Origin of the sequence: Catellatospora sichuanensis (genome assembly GCF_007483665.1) — a bacterium.
Taxonomy (GTDB): Bacteria; Actinomycetota; Actinomycetes; order Mycobacteriales; family Micromonosporaceae; genus Catellatospora; species Catellatospora sichuanensis.
The window spans coordinates 50,215-71,454 of sequence record NZ_VIQO01000010.1 but is presented as its reverse complement, the minus strand read 5'-3'; the positions used below and the strand labels follow the sequence as shown (position 1 = coordinate 71,454).

Below are 21,240 nucleotides of genomic sequence, written 5' to 3'. Positions count from 1 at the left end.
CTCCGACGGGTACGAGGGGTCAGGGGATGCGTGAGGCTATCAGGCCTCCCCTGACCCGCGATCCGCCAGTGCGGGCGCTACTCGGAGATCAGCTCCGCGAGGTTGAGCCACTCGTCCTCGAGCAGCCCGCGCTCGTCCTGCAGCGCCTTGAGGCTCGCGTCCAGCTCGGCGATCTTCGCGAAGTCGGTGGCATGCTCGGCCATCTGCGCGTGCACCTTCGCCACCCGCTGGTCGAGCTTGTCGATCTGCCGCTCGACCCGCGAGACCTCCTTCTTCGCGGCACGCACCTCGGCCGCGCTCGGCCCGCCGGTGCGCTCGGCCTTCAGCTCCTTGACCGACCCTGCCGAAGCCCCGCCCACCCGCGCCGCCTCGTGGTCGACGCGCTGCAGGTACTCGTCGACGCCGCCCGGCAGGTGCCGGATCTTGCCGTCGCCGAACAGGCCGAACACCTTGTCGCAGACGCGCTCGACCAGGTAGCGGTCGTGGCTGGCCACGACCATCGTGCCGGGCCAGGTGTCGAGCAGGTCCTCCAGCGAGGCCAGCGTGTCGGTGTCCAGGTCGTTGGTGGGCTCGTCGAGGATCAGCACGTTCGGCTCGCCCGCGAGCAGGCGCAGCATCTGCAGCCGCCGGCGCTCGCCACCGGACAGGTCGGACACCGGGGTCCACACCCGGCGGTCGGTGAAGCCGAACACCTCGGCCAGCTGCGACGCCGACAGCTCCCGGTCGCCGAGCTTGGCCCGCCGGGCCACCTGCTCGACGGCCTCCAACAGCCGCAGCTCGCCCGGCAGTTCCGCGAGTTCCTGGGACAGGAACGCGGGGCGTACCGTCTGACCGGCGCGGAAGCCTGCCGCGTCGGTGACCCTGGCCAGCAGCCGCAGCAGCGTCGACTTGCCCGCGCCGTTCGCGCCGAGCAGCGCGATCCGGTCGCCGGGGCCGACGTGCCAGGTCACGTCGTCCAGGATCAGCTTCGGCCCGGCGTACAGGGTGACGTTCTCCAGGTCGTACACCTGGCGACCGAGGCGGGCGGTGGCCAGCTTGGCCAGGGTGACCTGATCGCGGGCCTCGGGCACGTCCGCGATCAGCGCGTTCGCGGCGTCGATGCGGAACTTCGGCTTCGAGGTGCGGGCCGGCGGGCCGCGTCGCAGCCAGGCGATCTCCTTGCGGAGCAGGTTCTGGCGGCGGGACTCGGTCACCGCGGCGACCCGCTCCCGCTCGGCGCGGGCCAGGATCCACGCGGCGAAGCCGCCGTCGTACGCCCGCACCTGCTGGTCGGCGACCTCCCAGATGTGGTTGCAGACCGCGTCGAGGAACCACCGGTCGTGGGTGACCACGACCAGCGCGCCGCGCAGGCTCTCGTTGAGGTAGCGGGCCAGCCAGTTGACGCCCGCGATGTCGAGGTGGTTGGTGGGCTCGTCGAGGATCAGCAGGTCGGTCGGGCGCACCAGCAGCGCCGCGAGCGCGATACGCCGCCGCTCGCCGCCGGACATCGGCCCGACCGGCTGGTCCAGCCCGAGACCGGGCATGCCCAGGCCGTCGAGGATGTTGCGCACGCCGGAGTCGCCGGCCCACTCGTGCTCGGCCTCGAACGCGGCGGGCAGCCAGGCGTCGCCCAACACCACATCCCGCACGGTCAGGTCCGGGGCCAGGTCCAGCGCCTGCGGCAGCGCGGAGACGCGCAGGTCGCGGCGGTGGGTGACGCGCCCGGAATCGGGGTCCTCGGCCTTGGTCAGCATCCGCAGCAGGGTCGACTTGCCGGCCCCGTTGAGGCCCACCACGCCGATCCGGTCGGCGTCGTCGAGACCCAGGGAGACGTCGGTGAGCAGGGGACCGGTCGGGCCGTAACCCTTGCCGACCCGGTCCAGATTGATGATATTGGCCATGGTGAGGTCAGCCTATCCGGGCGCCGTGCACTGCTCCGTATGCCTGCTGCACCCCGCGGCACAGCCCCGACTCCCGCAGCGCCTGGGCGAGGTCTGCCCCGTGGGCTTCGTCACGGGCCAGGAAGACACAGGTCGGGCCGCTGCCGGAGACCAGGCTGGCGAGCGCGCCCGCCTTGTCGCCCACGTCGAGCGTCTCGGCCAGCGAGGGCCGCAGCGACAGCGCGGCCGCCTGCAGGTCGTTGCCGAGCACCGCGCCGAGCACCGCGGGATCCCGCTGGCGCAGCGCGCTGAGCAGGTCGTCGCTGCTGTTCAGCGGGGCGGGTGCGGTGCCGGCGGCACGCATCCGGTCCAGCTCGCCGTAGACCCGCGGGGTGGACAGGCCGCCGTCGGCGAAGGCCACCACCCAGTGCCACCGGTTGGCGCGGGCCAGCACCGGGCTGACCGCCTCACCGTGGCCGGTGCCCAGCGCGGTGCCGCCGTACAGCAGGAACGGCACGTCGGAGCCGAGCGTGGCGGCGATCCTGGCCAGCTCGTCCCGGCCCAGGCCGGTGCCCCACAGCGCGTCCAGCGCGACCAGGGTCGCGGCGGCGTCGGCGGACCCGCCGGCCAGGCCGCCCGCGAGCGGAATCGTCTTGCGCAGGTGCAACCGGGCGTGGGCGGGCACCTTGGCGGTGGCGGCCAGCGCGTGCGCGGCCCGGATCACCAGGTTGCTGTCGTCCAGCTCCAGCTCGCCGACGCCCTCGCCCTGCATGGTCAGGCTCAGCGTGTCCCCGGACCGCGCGGTGACCTCGTCGTACACGGAGATGGCGTGGTACACGGTGTGCAGCTCGTGGTAACCGTCGGACCGCAGCGGGCCGACCCCGAGGTGCAGGTTGATCTTCGCGGGCACTCTCACCCGGACCGGTCCTGACAAGGCTCCCGCCAGGTCATCGTCGTCGCCGCCGAGCGTCCATGCCTCTGTCACGCCGACCAGCGTACTGGCCCCACCCGGATCACCCGGCGGCGCAGCACCCCGCTCCCACGACCCCCGCCCACCGCCCTGCGCCGCCCCACCGCCCGTCCCCGGTCCCGCCTTACGTCGACGCTGGCCTATCTCATCGAATTCGATCTACGTAAATTCGATGAGATAGGCCAGCGTCGATCAAAGTCAGTGCTTCGCGGCCGCCAGGGCGGCGAACGCGTGCACGTCGAGCTGCTCGCCGCGGGCCGACGGGTCGATGCCGGCCTTGCGCAGCAGCGCCTCCGCCGCCGGAGGGCTGCCCGCCCAGCCGGCCAGCGCGGCCCGCAGCGTCTTGCGCCGCTGTGCGAACGCCGCGTCGACCACGGCGAACACCGCCTCCCGGGCGACGTCGTCGCGGGGCGGCTCGCGGCGGGTGAAGGAGACCAGGCCCGAGTCCACGTTGGGCACCGGCCAGAACACCGCGGGCGGCACCTTGCCCGCCTGGCGGGAGGAGGCATACCAGGCGAGCTTCACCGACGGGATGCCGTAGATCTTGCTGCCGGGCGGGGCGGTGAGCCGATCGGCGACCTCCTTCTGCACCATGACCAGGCCGTGCCGGATACCCGGCAGCTCGGCCAGCAGGTGCAGCACCACCGGCACGGCGACGTTGTACGGCAGGTTCGCCACCAGCGCCGTGGGCGGCGGATCGAACTCGGCCGCGGTGACGCGCATGGCGTCGCCATTGTGGATGGTGAGCCGGTCGGCCAACCCGGGGGCGCGCTCGGCGGCGGTCGCGCCGAGCGCGGCGGCCAGCGGCGGGTCGATCTCCACGGCGTGCACGTGCGCGGCGGCCGTCAGCAGGCCCAGCGTCAGCGAGCCGAGGCCGGGCCCGACCTCGACGGCGACGTCGGCCGGATCGAGCTCGGCGGCGGCCACGATGCGCCGGATGGTGTTGGGGTCGTGCAGGAAGTTCTGCCCGAGCTTCTTGGTCGGCGCGACGCCGAGCCGCGCGGCCAGCTCCCGGATCTCCGCCGGGCCGAGCAGTCTTGCCTGTTCAACGGTCACCCCCTCAGGCTATCCGGCGGCCCGGGGTCACCCCGCCTTGCGCACCGTCATCCGCAGCCCGCCCCTGGGCCGGATGGTGGCCTGGCCGGACAACCGCACCGGCTGGTCGGAGACCGGCTCCAGCCTCACCCGGGGCACCAGCGTGGCCAGCACCAGCGCGATCTCGGCCTCGGCGAAGCGGTTGCCGACGCAGATGCGCGGGCCGTCGCCGAACGGCAGGTACGCCTCGCGCGGGATCTCCACGCCGGGCGCGAACCGCTCGGGCCGGAACTCCTCCGGCTCCGGCCAGTAGGCCGGATCGGTGTGGATCACGTATGGGCTGAAGAAGAGGACCTGCCCCGGCTTGACGGTGTGCCCGCCGAGCTCCGTCTCGGCGACCGGGGTGCGGTCGAACAGCCAGCCCGGGGGCCAGCGCCGCAGCGTCTCCTTCACCACCTGGCCGAGGTAGGGCAGGTTCGGCAGGTCCGCCATGGTGGCGGGGCGCTCACCGAGCACCTCGGCCACTTCGGCGCGCAGCTTCTCGGCGATCTCCGGATGCCGGGCCAGCTCGTAGCAGGCCCAGGTCAGCGCGGTGGCGCTGGTCTCGTGCCCGGCGAAGAACATGGTCAGCAGCTCGTCGCGGATCTCGGCGTCGGTCAGCGCCGGGCCGCCCTCCGGGTCCCTCGCGTTGATCAGCATGGACAGCAGGTCACCACCGTCGCCGCCGCGCTCCCGGCGCTGCCGGATCAGCTCGTACGACAGCCGGTCCATGCGGGCGACGCTCGCCTTGCGCCAGCGGTGGGTCTTCGTCGGCAGCCAGCCGGGCAGCAGCCCGAAGGACAGCAGGTACGCGTTGAGCGAGTTGACGAAGTCGTGCACCGCGGCGAAGACCTCCGCGCCGTCGTCGTCCACGGTGAACAGCGACGCGCCGACGATGCGCAGGGTCAGCTGCGTCATCTGCTCGACGACCTCGACCTGCTGCCCGTCGGCCCAGGAATCGGCCAGCCGCCGCGACTCGCCGACCATGATCTCGCCATACCGGGAGATGCGCTGGGTGTGCAGGCTCGGCAGCATCAGCCGCCGGTGCCGGCGGTGCTCGCCGCCCTCGCGGGTGAGCAGACCGTCGCCGACGTGGCCCTGGATGAGCCGGGCGGTACGCCACGACTTGGCGAACTCCTGCGGCCGCCTGACCAGCATGTCGTGTACCAGCAGCGGATCGGCGACGAGCACCATCGACAGTGGCCCCATCCGCACCCGGCTGACCGGGCCGGTGGTCCGGGCCGCGTGCTGCAGGAAGCCGGGCATGTCCCGGTTCATCTCCAGCAGGTGCCCGAGCAGGGGCAGGCCGGGCGGCGAGGGGATGGCGACCGTCGTCATATCGACGAGGCTAACACCGTCGCGAGACTCACCAGGGGCCGAAGATCCGGTCGCCGTTGGCCGAGATCGCCTGGCACATCTCGGCCAGCGGCATGCCCTTGGCCTCGGCGAGCGCCCGCACGGTCAGCGGGATCAGGTAGGAGGCATTGGGCCGCCCCCGGTGCGGCATCGGCGTCAGATACGGCGCGTCCGTCTCGACCAGGATCTGCTCCGGCGGGGTCAGCGCGGCCGCCGCGCGCAGCTGCGGGGCGTTCTTGAAGGTCACCGTGCCGGCGAAGGACAGCACGAAGCCGCGCCGCACGCACTCGGCGGCGAACGCCTCGTCGCCGGAGAAGCAGTGCATCACCACGGTCTGCGGCGCGCCCTCGTCGTCGAGCACCCGCAGCACGTCGGCGTGGGCGTCCCGGTCGTGGATGACCAGCGGTTTGCCGACCCGCTTGGCCAGCGCGATGTGGGCGCGGAAGCTGCGTTCCTGCGGCTTCAGCCCTTCGTCCTTGGTACGGAAGAAGTCAAGGCCCGTCTCGCCGATGCCGCGCACCCGGGGGTCCTCGGCCAACGACGCGATCTCCGCGAGCGCTGCATCCAGATCAGACAGCCGAGGTGCCTCGTTGGGGTGCAGCGCCACGGTCGCGACGACGGCGGGATGCGCCGCGGCGCAGGCCACGCCCCAGCGCGAGGACCGCACATCGACGCCCACCTGCACCAGCCGGTCCACGCCCACCTTCGCGGCGGCGTCGATCTGGGTGGCCGGGTCGCCACCGTCCTCGGCGACGATGTCCAGGTGGGTGTGGCTGTCCAGCACGGGGTGGGGCAGTGCCTCCGGAGCGGGCGGGAAGGACTCCCAGCGGCGTTCGGCGGCCCGCGCGGCGCGTTCGTTCGTCACCCGCCCATGATCCCACCCCGCCGACCCGCACTGCGGTCGGTGAGCACCCCGTACCGCTGCGAGGTCGATCACCCCGCGCGCGGCCGTCTGTTCAGTCCGTGTTCATCTGCGGGGCACACGCGGGCATTAGCGTCAAAGCCCGTGACGACCGTCAATGACACCGACCGCGGCACGGTCCTCGTGGACGGCCGCGCCTACGCCGCGGACGCGATCGCCGGTGGCGCTGCGTACGAACTGTTCAGCGAAACTCCCGCGCCCGGCTTCCTGCGCCTGGACAACCCTGCCCGCTGGGCGTACCACCGGTTCGTGCCGGCCGCCGAGGTCGCCGCCGGCGCGCAGGCGCTGCCCGCGACGCACCCGGAGTCGCCGCTGTGCGCACCGCTGTCGCGTGCGGTGAGCTGGGAGCACGTGCATCGGCTGAGCCAGCGCCCGCCACGCGACCGGCAGGCCGCCGAGCTGATCGGCACCGTGCGGGGCAGCGCCACCGTGCGCCGGGGCACCAGGATGGTCATGCCGCTGGACCCCACGGGAGTCACCGCGCTGCTGCGCGGCCGCCTGCCGCACGGCTTCTGCTACCGCGAGTGGGACCTCGCGCACCTGCGGACCCCCGCCGAGCTGGCCGTACTCGGCGCGAACGGCACCGGCGCGCAGGACCCCGCCGACGAGATCGCCTACCTGTTGCGCTGGCGGGCCGTCGATCCGCGCGACTATCAGCCGTCGACCGGGGACGCGGTGGCCGGGCTGGTGGCCATGCCGCCGCACGACCGGGTCGGCGCGGCGGTGCTGGGCACCGGATTCGCGCCGAGCAGCAGCGAGCTGATCCCCGAATGGATCACCGCGGACTTCGCCGACCTGCCGATGCCCGCACATGCGGCGCTGGTCGCGTACGTGCCGGACGGCACCGAGATCGTGCTCTACACCTTCCAGCCCGAGCAGCGCGGTTGGCTGCGCCTGGTGGGCCCGCAGTGGCGGCGGCTGCTGCACCCGCTCCGCGAGATCAGCGCAGACCAGGAGTACCTGCCCATCCCACGCACCGAGACCGTGCACAGCAGGCTCGTCGGCACGTTCCGAGGCGAGGAGTACGAGGCCGTCGCCGACCCGCCGGAGGAGTTCCGGGTGCTGGCGATGAGCCGGGCCGCCCGCTACCCGGTCGAGTCGCTGCTGCGGCGCACCCGCTACGCGCACTGGCGCGGCGCGCCCTGCACCGTGCTCACGGCCGACAGCAACTGGGTGCGGCTGCGTCTGTGCCGCCCCGACCCGACGAACGTGGCCGCGCTCGGGGCCCAGTGCTACGAACGGGGCGTGTACGAGGCCTGGGCGCCGGCGACCGAGGTCACCGACGCCCAGGACGTCGACATCCGCTACCCGCTCTAGCCCTCCAGCCGGGCCAGCTCCTCGTCCACGATGGACGGGTCCAGCTTCTTGAACACCGGGGTCGGCGCGCTCAGCGGCGTGCCGGCGCGCAGCTCGCGCGGCTCCCACTTCGCGCCGACGGTGTAGTCGCCGGTGAGCACGGGATAGCCGGGGCCGCCGTCCAGGTCGGACACCTCGACGATCGAGGGCATCGGCGCGTGCACACCCTCCCCGCCCAGCAGCAGGTGGATCTTCTGCGCGGCGTGCGGCAGGAACGGCGTCAGCAGCGTGTTGCAGTCGGTGATCGCCTGGAGCGCGGTGTGCAGGATGGTGGCCAGCCGCGGCCGGTCCTCCTCCGCCTTGATCTTCCACGGCGACTGGTCCGACAGGTACTTGTTGGCCTCGCCGACGATGCGCATCGCCTCGTTGATCGCGGCCTTCTGCTTGTGGTTCTCCAGCAGGCCGCCGATCGTGGCGAAGCCGCCGCGCACCGTCTCCAGCAGCGCGGTGTCCTCCGCGGTGAGGTCACTGGCCATCGGCACGGCGCCGAAGTTCTTCACCGCCATCGAGACGGTGCGGTTGACCAGGTTGCCCCAGCCCGCCACCAGCTCGTCGTTGTTGCGGCGCAGGAACTCGGCCCAGGTGAAGTCGGTGTCGGTGGTCTCCGGACCGGCCACCGCGATGTAGTAGCGCAGCGCGTCGGCGTCGTAGCGCTCCAGGAAGTCGCGCACGTAGATGACGACCCGGCGCGACGAGGAGAACTTGCGGCCCTCCATCGTCAGGTACTCGCTGGACACCACCTCGGTGGGCAGGCCCAGCTCGCCGAGCTCGCCCGGCTTGCCGCCCTTGTCACCCTTGCCGTCGTAGCCGAGCAGGATCGCCGGCCAGATCAGCGAGTGGAAGACGATGTTGTCCTTGCCCATGAAGTAGTACGACCGGCCGTCCGCGGACTGCCACCACCGGCGCCACGCCTCCGGGTCGCCCGACCGGCGCGCCCACTCGATCGAGGCCGACAGGTAGCCGATGACCGCGTCGAACCAGACGTAGAAGCGCTTGGTGTCCCAGCCCTCCTTCGGGATGGGCACACCCCAGTCCAGGTCCCGGGTGATCGCGCGGGGCCGCAGGTCGGCCACCAGGTTCTTGGAGAAGCGCAGCACGTTCGGCCGCCAGCCCTCGCGGGTGTCCAGCCACCCGCCCAGCGCCTCGGCGAACGCCGACAGGTCCAGGAAGTAGTGCTCCGAGTCGACGAACACCGGCGTCTCGCCGTTGATCTTCGACTTGGGGTCGATCAGGTCGATCGGGTCCAGCTGGTTGCCGCAGTTGTCGCACTGGTCGCCGCGGGCGCTGGTGTAGCCGCAGATCGGGCAGGTGCCCTCGATGTACCGGTCGGGCAGGCCGCGGCCGGTCGACGGGGAGATCGCGGCCTGGGTGGTCTTCGCGATCACGTACCCGTTGTCGAACAGGGCGGTGAACAGCTCCTGCACCACCGCGTAGTGGTTGCGGGTGGTGGTCCGGGTGAACAGGTCGTAGGCGAGGCCCAGCCCGTGCAGGTCCTCGACGATCATGCGGTTGTACTTGTCGACCGCCTCCCGGGGCGTGATGCCCTCGGCGTCGGCCTGCACCTGGATCGGCGTGCCGTGCTCGTCGGTGCCCGACACCATGAGCACGTCGTGGCCTGCCATGCGCATGTACCGGCTGAAAACGTCGGAGGGCACTCCGAAACCGGAGACATGACCGATGTGGCGGGGGCCGTTCGCATAAGGCCAAGCGACCGCGGCGAGAACGTGACTCATGACTAACCAGCGTAGTGAAGGCCGCCGCTGGCCCATGCACCGGTTGTCACCTCGTACGACACGCCCGGCAAATCCCCTTGTCAGGTGTCCGACTGGAGTGAAATGACCAGGTATGAGGGATAACGTGGACAGCCTCGCGCATGATGAGCCCACCCAGCGGGTCGAGCCCGGCGCGGCCCCCGCCCGCGACGAAGCCCCTCCCTCCCGGCCCGGCCGGTCCGGCACGCTCGTCGCGCCGCCACCGCCCGGCCTGGTGGCACTGACCGCGCCCGGCGACACCGATACGCCGTGGCGCCGCCCCGACGACCCGCACCCGCCGGTGCCGCAGGACACGGCACCGCAGCAACACGTCGAGCACGGTGCCGCCGCCCGTCCGGAACCCGTGACCGACACCGCCGAGGCCCGCCCTGAGCCGGTCACCGAGAGCACCGCGGCTCGCCCCGAGCCGGTCACCGAGAGCACCGCGGCTCGCCCCGAGCCGGTCACCGAGAGCACCGCGGCTCGCCCCGAGCCGGTCACCGAAAGCACCGCGGCTCGCCCCGAGCCGGTCACCGAAAGCACCGCGGCTCGCCCCGAGCCGGTCACCGAACACATCACGGCTCGCCCCGAGCCGGTAGCCGAGAGCGTCGAGGACCGTCCGGAGCCGGTCACCGATGGCAAGGCCTCGCCGGACGCTGAGGCATCGCCGCAGGCGGAGGATGTCGCGAACCCGGATTCCGACGAAGACCTCGCCGCCGACCCCGAATCCGAGTACGCGTCGGGGCGCACGCATCCCGCCTGGCTCGGCGAGCCGACCGGCCGCTTCGACCTCGACCTGCCGGAGCCCGGCCGCAGGAACCCGTCCTGGCTCGGCGAGCCCACCCGCCGCCTCGACCCCGACGAACCGTTCGACCAGTACGCGCTGCCTGCCGACCCGCCCCCCGCCGACCCGGCAGCCGACTCCGCGGCGCCGGACCGGCCCCTGACGGCACCCGGCCGGCCACATGCGGCACGCAGCGCCGTGACGGTGGACCTGGCAGACCAGGACGACTGGCACGCGGACCTGCCGGACGCCGACACCGCCGCCCCGGCCGGTCGCCCCGCCCCCGTTTCCCCCGCCGGCTCCGCTCGCCCCACGGTCGCGCTGCCCGCAGCACATCGACCGGTGGCGGGAGCGCCGCACGCGCAGGCTCCCGGGATGTCCGCGTCCACCGAGGCGTTCACCATGCCGGTGCAGGAGATCCCGCGGGAGAGCTGGATCGACCCCCGGCTGCACGGCGACCGCCGCCGACAGGAGGCCGCCCCGGCGCGCAAGCGGGCGAAGCGGCCCCGCCCGCCGCGGCGGGCCGGTGTCGCGATGCCGCTGCTCATCCTGTTCGGGCTGGTCGCCGCGTTCTTCAGCTGGGTCAGCGCGGAGCCGCTGTGGCTCGCGGTGGGTCACGGCAAGGCCGGCACCCTGACCGTCACCAGCTGCGCGGGCAGCGGACTCACGCAGCGCTGCGTGGGCGAGTTCGCCACCCCGGCCCGCGACTTCACGGCCGCCTCGGTCAACGTGCTCGGCCCGCCCGGGCAGGCCGAGGGCCTGAGCGCACCGGCGCGCATGGTCGGGGCGGGCAGCCACCGGGCGTACGTCACCAACGGCACCGGTGGCCTGCACCTGCGCTGGATGGTGGGGCTGTCGATCGTGCTGCTCTGCTCGATCGCCATCGTCTTCGCCACCGGCGCCATGCGCCTGCCGGAGCGGCACGAACGCCTCGCCGCCGTCGGCCTCGCCTTCGCCGGCCCCCTCCTCATCACCATCGGCTTCCTGGCCGCCACCTTCTGACCCACCCCACCCGGCTACCCACCCGCGTTTTTCATAGACGTTGGCCTATTACATCGAATCCGACGCACGGATTTTCGACGTAATAGGCCAACGTCTATGACTGGCGCGGCGCGGGCGGCGCGGCGGCTTGGGGCGGGGCGGACGGGCCAGGCGGCGGGGTGGGTCCGGGGTCAGCGGCGGGTGGAGAGGTCGTATACGTCGCGTTTGGGGAGGTGGTGGGCGGCGGCCACGGCGGCGGCGGCGTCCCGGCGCGACGATCCCGCGGCCACGTGCGCGGCGACCTCGGCGATGAGCTGCTCGTCGGTGGGGCGGGTGGCGTCCGGCGTCGCGCCGGCGACGACGAGCGTGATCTCGCCGCGGAACTCCGCCAGCTCCACCAGCTCGGCCAGGGGCGCGCGGCGTACCTCCTCGTAGGTCTTTGTCAGCTCCCGGCACAGGGCCGCGGCCCGGTCGCCGCCGAAGGCCGCCACAAGGTCGGCGAGGGTGTCCTTGACCCGGTGGGTCGACTCGAAGAAGACCAGGGTGCGCTCCTCGGCCGCGAGCGCGGCCAGCCGGGCGCGCCGCTCGCCACCCTTGCGCGGCAGGAAGCCCTCGAAGCAGAACCGGTCGCAGGGCAGCCCGGACAGCGCCAGCGCCGTGGTGACCGCGCTGGGGCCGGGGGCGCAGGTGACCGGCAGCCCGGCCGCGAGGGCGGCGACGACGAGCCGGTAGCCGGGGTCGCTGACGCTGGGCATGCCGCCGTCGGTCACCAGCGCCACCCGCTGTCCGTCGCGCATCGCCTCGACCAGCTCGGGGGTACGCCGTTCCTCGTTGCCCTCGAAGTACGAGACGATCTTTCCGGGTATGACGACGTCGAGGTCGCGGGCGAGCCGGAGCAGCCGGCGGGTGTCCTCGGCGGCGACCAGGTCCACCTCGGTGAGCACCTGGCGCAGCCGGGCCGAGGCGTCCGCGGGGTTGCCCAGCGGTGCGCCGCACAGCACCAGCCCGGTGACTTCCGTCATCTGTCCCCTGCCTTCGATACGTTTTTGCCGATCACCGTGAACTCAGGCGACGGTTTCCGAGTTTTTCAGCCTACGATCCTTGGCGTGACCCAGACGGCGACGGCGCCCCCGCAGGCGCCCATCACTTCCGAGCCGCACGTACTCAATGTCGTCCGGCGCCGCCTGCTGCCCTTGGAGCAGCGGCTGAACCCGTACGCGTGGCTGGCCGCGCTGGCGGTCACCTTCCTCGCGGGCGTGCTGCGCCTGTACAACCTGGCGAAGCCGCCCGGCAAGATCTTCGACGAGACCTACTACGCCACCGACGCCCACTGGCTGTGGGAGAAGGGGTTCGAGTGGGACGAGAAGAACGGCACCGCCGGCTACGTCGTGCACCCGCCCCTGGGCAAGTGGATCATCGGGCTGGGTGAGCAGGTCCTCGGGTACAACGAGGCGGGCTGGCGGCTGTCGGCAGCGGTGTTCGGCACCATCTCGGTGCTGATGTTCACCCGCATCGCCATGCGGATGTTCGGCTCGGTGGTGCTGGGCTGTGCCGCGGGCCTGCTGATGGCGTTCGACGGCATGCACTTCGTGCTGTCGCGCACCGCACTGCTGGACCTGTTCCTGATGTTCTTCCTGCTGGCCGCGTTCGGCGCGCTGGTCCTCGACCGGGATCAGCGCCGCCTGCGGTGGCTGCGCTTCGTGGAGAACGGCGGGGACCCGCACGGGCGCGGCCGGGCGAGCCGCCCGGCGTTCGCGGTGCCGTGGTGGCGGCTGGCGGCAGCGGTGCTGCTGGGCTGCGCCCTGGCCGTGAAGTGGTCGGCGCTGGCCTTCCTGCCGGTGTTCGTGCTGCTGGTGATCTGGTGGGAGGTGGGCGCCCGGCGCAGTGCCGGGGTGCGCCACCCGATCCGCGACACCATCCTCGACGAGGGCCTGTGGGTGCTCGCCTGCATCCCCATCGTGCTGGGCGTGTACCTGGCGAGCTGGAGCGGCTGGATCCTCACCGACGGCGGCTACTACCGCGAGTACTCCGGCAACTGGCTGGAGAGCCTCTGGCACTACCACGACGAGGCGCAGAAGTTCCACAACGGGCTCAGCTCCGAGCACACGTACCAGTCGGCGGGCCCGTGGGCACCGATCCAGTGGCTGCTGCTGGGGCGCCCGGTGGCCTTCTACTGGTCCGGGGACCCCGGCTGCGGGGTGGACCAGTGCGCGGCCGAGGTGCTGCTGCTGGGCACGCCGCTGCTGTGGTGGAGCTTCCTGCCCGCGCTGGGCGCGACGCTCTGGTTCGGCTTCGCCCGCCGCGACTGGCGGGCCGGGGCCATCCTGGCGATGACGGCCGCCGCGCTGATCCCGTGGTTCTTCTTCCCGAACCGCACGATGTTCTACTTCTACGCCATGCCGGCCGAGCCGTTCCTGATCCTGGCCGTGGTGTTCGTCTTCGGCGCGATCATGACCTCACCGCCGGGCCTGCCGCAGAACGAGAACAGACAGCTCATCGGCTCCGTCGCGCTCGGCGCGTTCGTGCTGCTCGTCGTGATCATGTTCGCCTTCTTCTACCCGATCTACACGGGCGAGCCGATCCCGTACGAGGACTGGCAAAAACGCATGATCCTCGGCAACAACTGGATCTGATCCGGCCGCGCGAAGGCCCGTGGTGCTCACCACGGGCCTTCGCCGTGTGCGCCGGAGACGGGACCCGGCCGCAGCCGTCGCATGAGCGACCGCCGCGGCTCTTGCCGTGCACCCCCGGCCACACAACAGCAAAGCGGCCATCTTCAATGGAAGATGGCCGCTGAACTCGGTGGAGACGAGGGGATTCGAACCCCTGACCCCCTCGATGCGAACGAGGTGCGCTACCGGGCTGCGCCACGTCCCCGAGTTGGTCCGCGTAACGGACCGGCCAAGGTTAGCAGGTCTGCCGGGCGTTCGCGAATCACTACCCGGTGCGTCGTAGGTCACTTGCGAAGATCGCTGTTTCCGGTCGGGACCTGCGGTCGCGCCACATCTTCCGACCCGAGGCCGCGATCTTCCAGACGACCGCGGCGGGTCACGCGGCGGGACCCGCGTGGTAGGGCTTGCCGCGTACGCCGGCCTGGCGGCCGCGGTAGGAGATGGTCGCCACCCGGGGTGGCGGGGGCGCCTCGGCGGCCAGGGTCTCGGCCTGGGCTTGCAGGGCGGCCAGCTGCTCCTGGGCCCGCAGCAGCTCCTCCTGGAGCAGCCGGGCGGCCTCGCGGCGGGCCTGCGCGCGGCGGCGCTGCGCGAGGCGGACCTGCGCCTGCTGTTCGGCGAGCCACAGCGCCTGCCGCTCCTCGGCACGGCGGCGGCGGGCCAGCCGCAGCGCCTGGCCCCGCAGGTGGGCGACGTACAGCAGCAGGGCCGAGCCGGTCACCGACACGCTGATCAGGAAGCCGGGGCTGACCAGCGCGACGCCGGCCAGCTGCACCAGGTTCAGCAGCACCAGTCCGGCGAGCAGACGGCGGCGGCGGTACACGGCCGGGCGGTGCCGGCGGCGTGGCTTGGCCTTGGCCCGCTCGGCCTGGCCGACCAGGCGCAGCGGGGTGCGGGACGGGCCGTTGCCGGACGCGGGCGGCGCGGACACGGGGGCGGTGCACAGTGCCCGCGGCGGTCGGATCGGGCGGCGGCCGGGCACGGTGCGGCGGCGGCGCCGGCGCGACAGCACCCGCGCGGTAGAGATCGCCCGCTCCGCCACCAGCCGCTCGGTGGCGTCGTACCGGCGCACCAGCGCCGGGGCGAGAGCGAGCAGGCCCGCAGCGGCGAGGACGGCGAGGAGCACCGAGGTCGGCACCCTCTCCCCTCCCTGCGCCCAGTGGCTCCTCCCGGCAGCCCGCCTGGTCGGCGGACCGCCGCGGACTCCCCACCGGCGTCACCCTAGGTACGGTGAACGGCTCATCGATCGGTCACCGTAAGACTTCCAGTGAGGGGAGCCTACGTTCGTGATCACGTGATCGCGTAACGCCACACCGTAGGAAGGTGAAGTCCGGTTCAGCCGCGCCGGCGCCGCCAGCGTGCCAGCAGGCCGCCGTCGGTGGCCACGTCCTCCCAGGTCAGCGCGTATCCGATGTGATCACGCCAAGCGCCGTCGATGAACATGTAGTGCGGGTGGTAGCCCTCCTCGCGGAAGCCGAGCTTCTCCACCACGCGGCGGCTGGGCTTGTTCTCCGGCCGGATGTTCACCTCCACGCGGTGCAGCCGGCCCGGCCCGAACGCGTGGTCGACGACGAGCGCGAGCGCCGTGGGCATGATGCCGCGCCCGGCCACCCGCGAGTCGATCCAGTAGCCGCAGTAGGCCGACGAGAAGGCCCGGCGCACGATGCTGCCCAGGTTGATGTGCCCGACCAGGCGTTCCCGGCCCTGATCGCGCAGGCAGATCGCGAACGGCATCGACTCGCCCTGACGGGCGCCGCGGCGCATGGCCCGCCGGATCATGTGGAACGCGGCGGTCGAGTTCAGCTCGGACCAGGTCGCGGGCGGCGTGGCCTCCCACTGCCGCAGCCAGGCTTCGTTGTAGGTGCGCACCTCGACCCACTGCCCGGCGTCGCCGCGCCGGTACGGCCGCAGCATGACGTCGCCGTCGGTCAGCACCGCGGGATAACCCACTGCACCACTCATCTGCGACGGTCCAGCAGCAGCACGTCCACGGTGGAGCCCGCAGCCGCGCTGGTGACCCGCTCACCCAGCACCAGTAGTCCGTTAGCCTCGGCCATACCGGCCAGGGTACGGGCACCGCCCGGGAGCGGCTGCACCGTGTATCCGCCCCCGCGGCGCTCCGCGACGAGCGCCGGGCGGAACTCGCGCAGTCCGCCGGGCGACGCGACGGTCTCCAGCAGGTGGCCGCGCACCGACGGCCGGAACACCGGCTCGGCCCCGGCCAGCACCTGGATCACGGGCCGGGCCAGCACCTCGAAACCGATCAGTGCGGCTCCCGGCTCGCCGGGCAGGCACACGATCGGCACCTCCTCGGCGCTGCCGACGGTGCCGAAGCCGAGCGTGCCGCACGGATACAGCGACACGTCGGTGAAGGTCACCATGCCCGCGCGACTGCCGTCCCGGCGCGACAGGATGCGCCGCACCATGTCGCCCGGCCCGGTGCCGGAACCACCGGTGGTGATGATCAGATCGGCGCGCAGCGTCTGGTCCTCCAGCAGCGCGCGCAGCGCCTCCGGGTCGTCGTCGCAGATACCCACGCGGTACGCGTGCGCGCCCGCCTCCGCGGTGGCCGCGGTCAGCGCGTGCGAGTTGACGTCGACGACCTGGCCGGCCTGCGAGACGCGGCCCGCCTCGACCAGCTCGTCACCGGTGGACACGATCACGACGCGTGGGCTGGGCCGCACGATCACATGCCCGATCCCGCTCGCGGCCAGCGCGCCGACCAGCGCCGGAGTCACCGTGGTGCCGGCCCGGGCCAGCACCATGCCCTCGGTGACGATCTCGCCGGTGCGGCGTACGCCGAAACCGCGCTTGGCGGGGTGGTGCACCTCGACCGAGGCCATGCCCTGGTCGGTCCAGCGGATCGGCACCACCACGTCGGCGGCCTGCGGCAGGGCCGCCCCGGCGGCGACGGAGAAGCAGGTGCCGGGCGTGAGCCGGGCCGGCCGCCAGCTGGCCGCGGCGAGGTCGCCCACCACGTTCAGCCGGGCGGGCCGGCCGGCGGCCGCCGCGGCGATGTCCTCGGACCGGGCCGCGTATCCGTCGATCGCGGCCTGGTCGAAGGCCGGGTACGGGTGGGCGGCCACCACGTTGTCGGCCAGCACGTTGCCGTGCGCCTGGGTCAGGTCCAGATCCAACGCCGGCAGCGCCCGCAACCTGCGCAGCACGCTGCCCAGGTAGTCGGCGAGTGGCGTCAGCTCGCCCGCGGCCGCAGCCGCGTCGAGATGGACGGGGTCCGGAGTGGACCTGACCGTGGCGGTCATGTCAGGCGGCCTTCCCCGCATTGCCGTCGAGGCCGGCGACGAAGGACTTCAGCCACTCCGTGAAGGCCGGGCCGAGGTCGTCCCGCTCGCTGGCCAGCTGTACGACGGCCTGCAGGTAGCCCAGCGGCATGCCGGTGTCGTAGCGGTGCCCGCGGTACACGATGCCGTGCACCGGGGTGCCCTCGGCCAGCAGCAGCGCCATCGCGTCGGTCAGCTGGATCTCGCCGCCGCTGCCCGGCTTGGTGCGCCGGATCGCGTCGAAGATCGTGCCCGGCAGCACGTAGCGGCCGACGACGGCCAGGTTGCTCGGGGCCTCTCCGAGGGCGGGCTTCTCGACCAGGCCGGTGACCCGCACGACGTTGTCCACGTCGGCGTACTCGGCGCCGGCGTCGGACACCGAGGCGATGCCGTACCGGTTGACCTGGTCCTCGGGGATCTCGATGAACGCCAGTACGATGCCGCCGGTGCGCGACTGCAGCTCGATCATCTGCGGCAGCAGCGGCTGCGACTCCTCGGTGAACTCGTCACCCAGCAGCACCACGAACGGTGCGTCGCCCACGTGGGACTCGGCGTAGGAGACCGCGTGGCCCAGGCCCAGCGGCTCACCCTGCCGGCAGGTGTAGATCTCGGCCAGCTCCGAGGTGCCGCGGACGGCAGCCAGGCGCTCCATGTCGCCCTTGGCCTCCAGCCGCGCCTCCAGGTAGGGCTGGCGGTCGAAGTGGTCGACCATGCTGGTCTTGCCACGTCCCGTGATCAGCAGGACGTCGTTGATCCCGGCCCGCGACGCCTCCTCCACGATGTACTGCAGGACCGGCCGGTCGACGACGGGCAGCAGCTCCTTGGGCACCGCCTTGGTGGCCGGAAGGAACCGGGTCGCCAGACCGGCCGCGGGAATGACCGCCTTGGTGGCCCGCTGACCGTGCGCTTGTGCGTGGGGGGTGTGCTCCGACATGTCGCGAGACTAACGGCCCCGAGCCTGTCGAGGGGCTTGTGGGCTGCTCGACGCGCCGCCGGATGGGCACAGGACACCGCCGGGCGCTGCGACCTGGAAGGTGTCCCGCCCCGCCGCCTTGGCGGCATACAGGGCTTCGTCGGCGGCCTGGAGCACCCCGGCACCCTGCTGCCCGTGGTCGGGCAGCACGGCGAGTCCGATCGAGACCGTGATGTTGACGTAGAGGTCGGGCCCGCCGTCGCGGGCCGGCACGATGATCGGCTCGCGGCGCACCGATTCGCACAGCCGCTCGGCGACTGCGACGCCGCCCACCTCGTCGGTCTCCGGCAGCAGCACCACGAACTCCTCGCCGCCGTGCCGGAAGGCCACGTCCACCTCGCGGATCTCGTACCGGATGCGCTGGGCGAACTCGGCCAGCACGGCGTCGCCGGCGGCGTGGCCGTAGGTGTCGTTGATCTCCTTGAACCGGTCCAGGTCCAGGGCGAGCACGCACAGCCGGCGGCCGAACCGGACGGCCCGCTCGGACTCGCGCCGCAGCGACTCGCGCAGCGAGCGGTAGTTGAACAGCCCGGTGAGCGGGTCGGTCACCGACAGCCGCTGCGCCTCCTCGTGCACCCGTACGTTGTCGACGGCGACCGCGGCCTGCCCGGCGAACGTGCGCAGGGTGACCAGATCGGAGTCGTCGAACTCGTCGCGGCCCAGCCGGTCGTAGAGGGCCAGCACGCCGCGCGCCGCGGGCAGCGCCCCGGGCTGCGGGAACGAGTTGGCCTCGCCCAGCCCCGGCGCCGAGAACGGCACCACCATGTACGTGCGGCAGTCCGGCTCACCCGGGTCCAGCCGCGGCCCGTCCCGCTCGACGCGGCCCAGCCGGGGCACCCCGGTGGCCGCGACCAGACCGGTCAGGCCCAGCCCGTACGGCACCCGCAGGGTGCCCCGCTCGCCGGTGGTCCACTGCTCGGGCAGACCCTCGGTGCACTGGCCGACCAGCGCGCCGGTGGCCGGGTCCGCCAGCAGCACCATGCCGGCCGACGCACCGGTGGCGTGCCGGGCGGTCTGCAGGATGACGCGCAGGATCCGATCCAGGTCGTGGGTGCTGGACAGGGTGTCGCCGAGCACGCCCAGGTGCCCGCGCAGCTGGTCCCGGCTCGCCGTCAGCGCCGCCACGTAGGTGTGCAGCTCCCGGGTCATGTGGTTGAACGCGGTGGCCATCCGGGCGATCTCGTCGTTGCCGCGTACCGGCACCCGGGCGTCCAGATCGCCCCCGGCGACCCGGTCGGCGGCCGCGGCCAGCTCCACCACGGGTTCGGTGGCGGTCTTCGCCAGCCACCAGGCGACCGTCACGGCCGCCGCGGCGGTGATCAGAACGACGAGGGTGAGCAGCAGGTAGAGACCGGTCGGCGGCCGGGCGGGCAGCGACACCGCCAGCGGCAGCGGCTCACCGGCGACCGGTCCGACCCGCGCCACGAGATGGCCGTTGTCGGCCGAGCCGGTCGCGCCGTCGCCCAGTTTGCCCGCATACGCGCTGATGGTCGCCGCGTCCGCGCCGAGCATCGTGGTGTGCACCGGCCCGCCGGCACCCGGGTCCTCGGGCGCGGGAGCGAGGTCGACCTCCCGGCCGAATTCGCCGCCGACCGGCCCCTCGGCGGGCAACGCGGCCGGGCCCGATCCGTCCGCAGCCGGGCCGCCGCCGCCCGGCGCGGCGACGGCGTCGTTCGCGCCGGGGCCGTCGGCGGTCGGGTCGACGGGCAGCGCGCCGCCGGTGAGGTCGCCGGGCTGCCCCGCCGCTGCGCCGGTGTGGGCACCGATGCCGCCGGGCACCGCGCCGGGCATCCCGCCGATGCCGCCCGTCCCGTCTTCGGCGTCGCCGATGTCGCCTGTCCCGTCACCGGTGCCGTCCGTCGCGTCGCCGTCCGGGTCAACGGTGGCGCCGGGCTCGCTGTCGTCGGTCGCGAGATCCGGGTCGGCGGTGAGCGCGCCCGCCGGGACGCCGGCCCCGGGCAGCAGCGTCAGCTGCGCGCCGCTGGCCTGGGCGAGGCGGCGGACGAGATCGCCGTCGACGGTGAGGGCGGCCGAGACGGTGCCGGTCGGCTCGCCGTTCGGGCCGGCCAGCGGCACCCGGGCCGACAGCGCCTCGAACCCGGCCACCGCGTCCGGGCGCACCTGCGGGTCCGGGCCGGCGCAGTCGGCCCACGGCGGGGCCGGGGCCTGCGCGGTGGTGGCGCCGTCGACGCCGGTGTCGATGTGCACGCCGCCCGCGAGGCCCGCGGCGACCATCCGCTCGGCGGTGGCCAGGCGCTGGTCGGCCGGTGCGGCGGCGACGCCCTCGGCGACGGCGCGCAGCTGACCGCAGAGCGCGCCGACCGAGGTGCGCACCGAGCCGGCGGCCACCGCCAGCCGCTCGGTGGCCCGCTCGTGGGACAGCTTGCTGACCATCGTGCCGACGAAGAATGCGCCGAGCAGGACGGGACTGAGGACCACCGCCAGGAAGGCGGTGGTGAGCCGTGCGCGCAGTGTCACACTTTCCCCCTCGGCGGCGGTGAAGTCATCGGAGTCAACGGCGAACGTCGCGCTAGGATGCGACGCTTGTACAACCTGAGGACGTTATGAGTGAATATTCCGTTTCTTCAGTGACGTCCGCGGCGGCCAAACGCGCGGTCCGCGCCGCGGTGCTGGCGGCCCGCCGAGAAATGCCCCCGGCGGTCGTCGCCAGGGCGGACGCGGCGCTGGCCGGGTTGCTGCCGGAGCTGATCGCGCCGGGCGCGGCGCTGACCGTGTGCGCGTACGTGCCGATGGCCGGCGAGCCCGGCGGCCCGGACCTGCCGGACCGGCTGGCCGCCACGCCCGGCGTGGCCCGGGTGCTGCTGCCGGTGCTGCGCCCCGACCGCGATCTCGACTGGGCCGACTACGCCGGGCCGGGCACGCTGGCGCCCGCCGCGTTGGGGCTGCGCGAGCCCACCGGGAAGCGCACCGGCGTGACCGGAATCACCACAGCCGATCTGGTACTGGTTCCGGCGGTCGCGGTGGACCGGCGCGGCGCTCGGCTGGGCCGCGGCGGCGGCAGCTACGACCGGGCACTGGCCAGGGTGGCGCCAGGCACCCCGGTGATCGCCCTGCTGTACGACGGCGAGCTGCTCGACGAGGTCCCCGCCGAGGCCCACGACCAGCGGGTGAGCGGGGTGCTCGCGCCGAGCGGCCTGCGGCGCATTCCCGGCTGACGTCGACAGTGTGATCGGCGACAGCTACTTGGCACCTAGCCGGGCGGTCAGGCACTATTAGCACTCGATATGCCGGAGTGCCAGCAAT

General features: G+C 73.1%; 16 protein-coding genes and 1 tRNA gene. 4 read left to right on the top strand and 13 right to left on the bottom strand.

What is annotated here, in order from left to right; translation table 11 throughout:
- Window positions 1-77 precede the first annotated feature (77 nt).
- From FLL47_RS20355 to FLL47_RS20335, 5 genes are all read right to left on the bottom strand, one after another.
- Window positions 78-1,880, bottom strand: coding sequence for an ABC-F family ATP-binding cassette domain-containing protein (locus tag FLL47_RS20355; protein ID WP_144122132.1), 1,803 nt, complete (start codon window positions 1,878-1,880; stop codon window positions 78-80).
- 7 nt (window positions 1,881-1,887) lie between these two features.
- Entirely contained in the window at window positions 1,888-2,844 is a 957-nt protein-coding gene (locus tag FLL47_RS20350; RefSeq protein ID WP_144122131.1) for a 4-(cytidine 5'-diphospho)-2-C-methyl-D-erythritol kinase, read from the bottom strand.
- Between the two features lie 183 nt (window positions 2,845-3,027).
- Window positions 3,028-3,885, bottom strand: a complete 858-nt coding sequence (gene rsmA / locus FLL47_RS20345; protein WP_246158290.1) for a 16S rRNA (adenine(1518)-N(6)/adenine(1519)-N(6))-dimethyltransferase RsmA — start codon at window positions 3,883-3,885, stop codon at window positions 3,028-3,030.
- 27 nt (window positions 3,886-3,912) lie between these two features.
- Window positions 3,913-5,241 carry a cytochrome P450 gene (locus FLL47_RS20340; protein WP_144122130.1) on the bottom strand — a complete coding sequence of 443 codons (1,329 nt, stop codon included), beginning with the start codon at window positions 5,239-5,241 and terminating at the stop codon, window positions 3,913-3,915.
- Between the two features lie 28 nt (window positions 5,242-5,269).
- On the bottom strand, window positions 5,270-6,124 hold the full coding sequence (locus FLL47_RS20335; protein WP_144122129.1) for a TatD family hydrolase: 855 nt from the start codon (window positions 6,122-6,124) through the stop codon (window positions 5,270-5,272).
- Between the two features lie 141 nt (window positions 6,125-6,265).
- Here FLL47_RS20335 and FLL47_RS20330 point away from each other — a divergent pair, with 141 nt between their 5' ends.
- Window positions 6,266-7,498 carry a hypothetical protein gene (locus FLL47_RS20330; RefSeq protein ID WP_144122128.1) on the top strand — a complete coding sequence of 411 codons (1,233 nt, stop codon included), beginning with the start codon at window positions 6,266-6,268 and terminating at the stop codon, window positions 7,496-7,498.
- Here the strand turns inward: FLL47_RS20330 and metG are convergent.
- Window positions 7,495-9,270, bottom strand: coding sequence for a methionine--tRNA ligase (metG, locus tag FLL47_RS20325; protein WP_144122127.1), 1,776 nt, complete (start codon window positions 9,268-9,270; stop codon window positions 7,495-7,497). The two genes, FLL47_RS20330 and metG, sit on opposite strands and share 4 nt — an antisense overlap.
- 124 nt (window positions 9,271-9,394) lie before the next feature.
- Here metG and FLL47_RS20320 point away from each other — a divergent pair, with 124 nt between their 5' ends.
- Window positions 9,395-11,074, top strand: coding sequence for a hypothetical protein (locus tag FLL47_RS20320; RefSeq protein ID WP_144122126.1), 1,680 nt, complete (start codon window positions 9,395-9,397; stop codon window positions 11,072-11,074).
- Window positions 11,075-11,244: 170 nt separating this feature from the next.
- Here the strand turns inward: FLL47_RS20320 and rsmI are convergent, their stop codons facing one another.
- The gene (gene rsmI, locus FLL47_RS20315) at window positions 11,245-12,075 is read right to left on the bottom strand and encodes a 16S rRNA (cytidine(1402)-2'-O)-methyltransferase (RefSeq protein ID WP_144122125.1); all 831 of its coding nucleotides are present in this window, start codon (window positions 12,073-12,075) and stop codon (window positions 11,245-11,247) included.
- Window positions 12,076-12,159: 84 nt separating this feature from the next.
- Between rsmI and FLL47_RS20310 the strand changes: the two genes are divergently transcribed.
- Window positions 12,160-13,686 (top strand): dolichyl-phosphate-mannose--protein mannosyltransferase, encoded by a 1,527-nt coding sequence (locus FLL47_RS20310; RefSeq protein ID WP_144122124.1) that lies wholly within the window; start codon window positions 12,160-12,162, stop codon window positions 13,684-13,686.
- Between the two features lie 170 nt (window positions 13,687-13,856).
- On the opposite strand, the gene FLL47_RS20305 is transcribed toward FLL47_RS20310, so the two are convergent.
- From FLL47_RS20305 to FLL47_RS20280, 6 genes are all read right to left on the bottom strand, one after another.
- Window positions 13,857-13,930 (bottom strand) — tRNA-Ala (locus FLL47_RS20305).
- 171 nt (window positions 13,931-14,101) lie between these two features.
- Window positions 14,102-14,860, bottom strand: coding sequence for a divisome protein SepX/GlpR (sepX, locus tag FLL47_RS20300; RefSeq protein ID WP_144122123.1), 759 nt, complete (start codon window positions 14,858-14,860; stop codon window positions 14,102-14,104).
- 197 nt (window positions 14,861-15,057) lie between these two features.
- Window positions 15,058-15,684, bottom strand: coding sequence for a GNAT family N-acetyltransferase (locus FLL47_RS20295; RefSeq protein ID WP_144122122.1), 627 nt, complete (start codon window positions 15,682-15,684; stop codon window positions 15,058-15,060).
- On the bottom strand, window positions 15,681-16,985 hold the full coding sequence (locus tag FLL47_RS20290; RefSeq protein ID WP_144122121.1) for a molybdopterin molybdotransferase MoeA: 1,305 nt from the start codon (window positions 16,983-16,985) through the stop codon (window positions 15,681-15,683). The genes FLL47_RS20295 and FLL47_RS20290 overlap by 4 nt, the downstream gene beginning before the upstream one ends.
- Window position 16,986: 1 nt before the next feature.
- Window positions 16,987-17,937, bottom strand: coding sequence for a UTP--glucose-1-phosphate uridylyltransferase (locus FLL47_RS20285; RefSeq protein ID WP_144122120.1), 951 nt, complete (start codon window positions 17,935-17,937; stop codon window positions 16,987-16,989).
- A 9-nt stretch (window positions 17,938-17,946) separates the two neighbouring features.
- Window positions 17,947-20,454: a GGDEF domain-containing protein gene (locus tag FLL47_RS20280; protein WP_246158289.1), complete on the bottom strand. Its 2,508-nt coding sequence runs from the start codon at window positions 20,452-20,454 to the stop codon at window positions 17,947-17,949.
- A gap of 86 nt (window positions 20,455-20,540) precedes the next feature.
- Between FLL47_RS20280 and FLL47_RS20275 the strand changes: the two genes are divergently transcribed.
- Complete coding sequence (locus FLL47_RS20275) at window positions 20,541-21,152, top strand: 5-formyltetrahydrofolate cyclo-ligase (RefSeq protein WP_144122119.1); 612 nt, start codon at window positions 20,541-20,543, stop codon at window positions 21,150-21,152.
- Window positions 21,153-21,240: the final 88 nt, after the last annotated feature.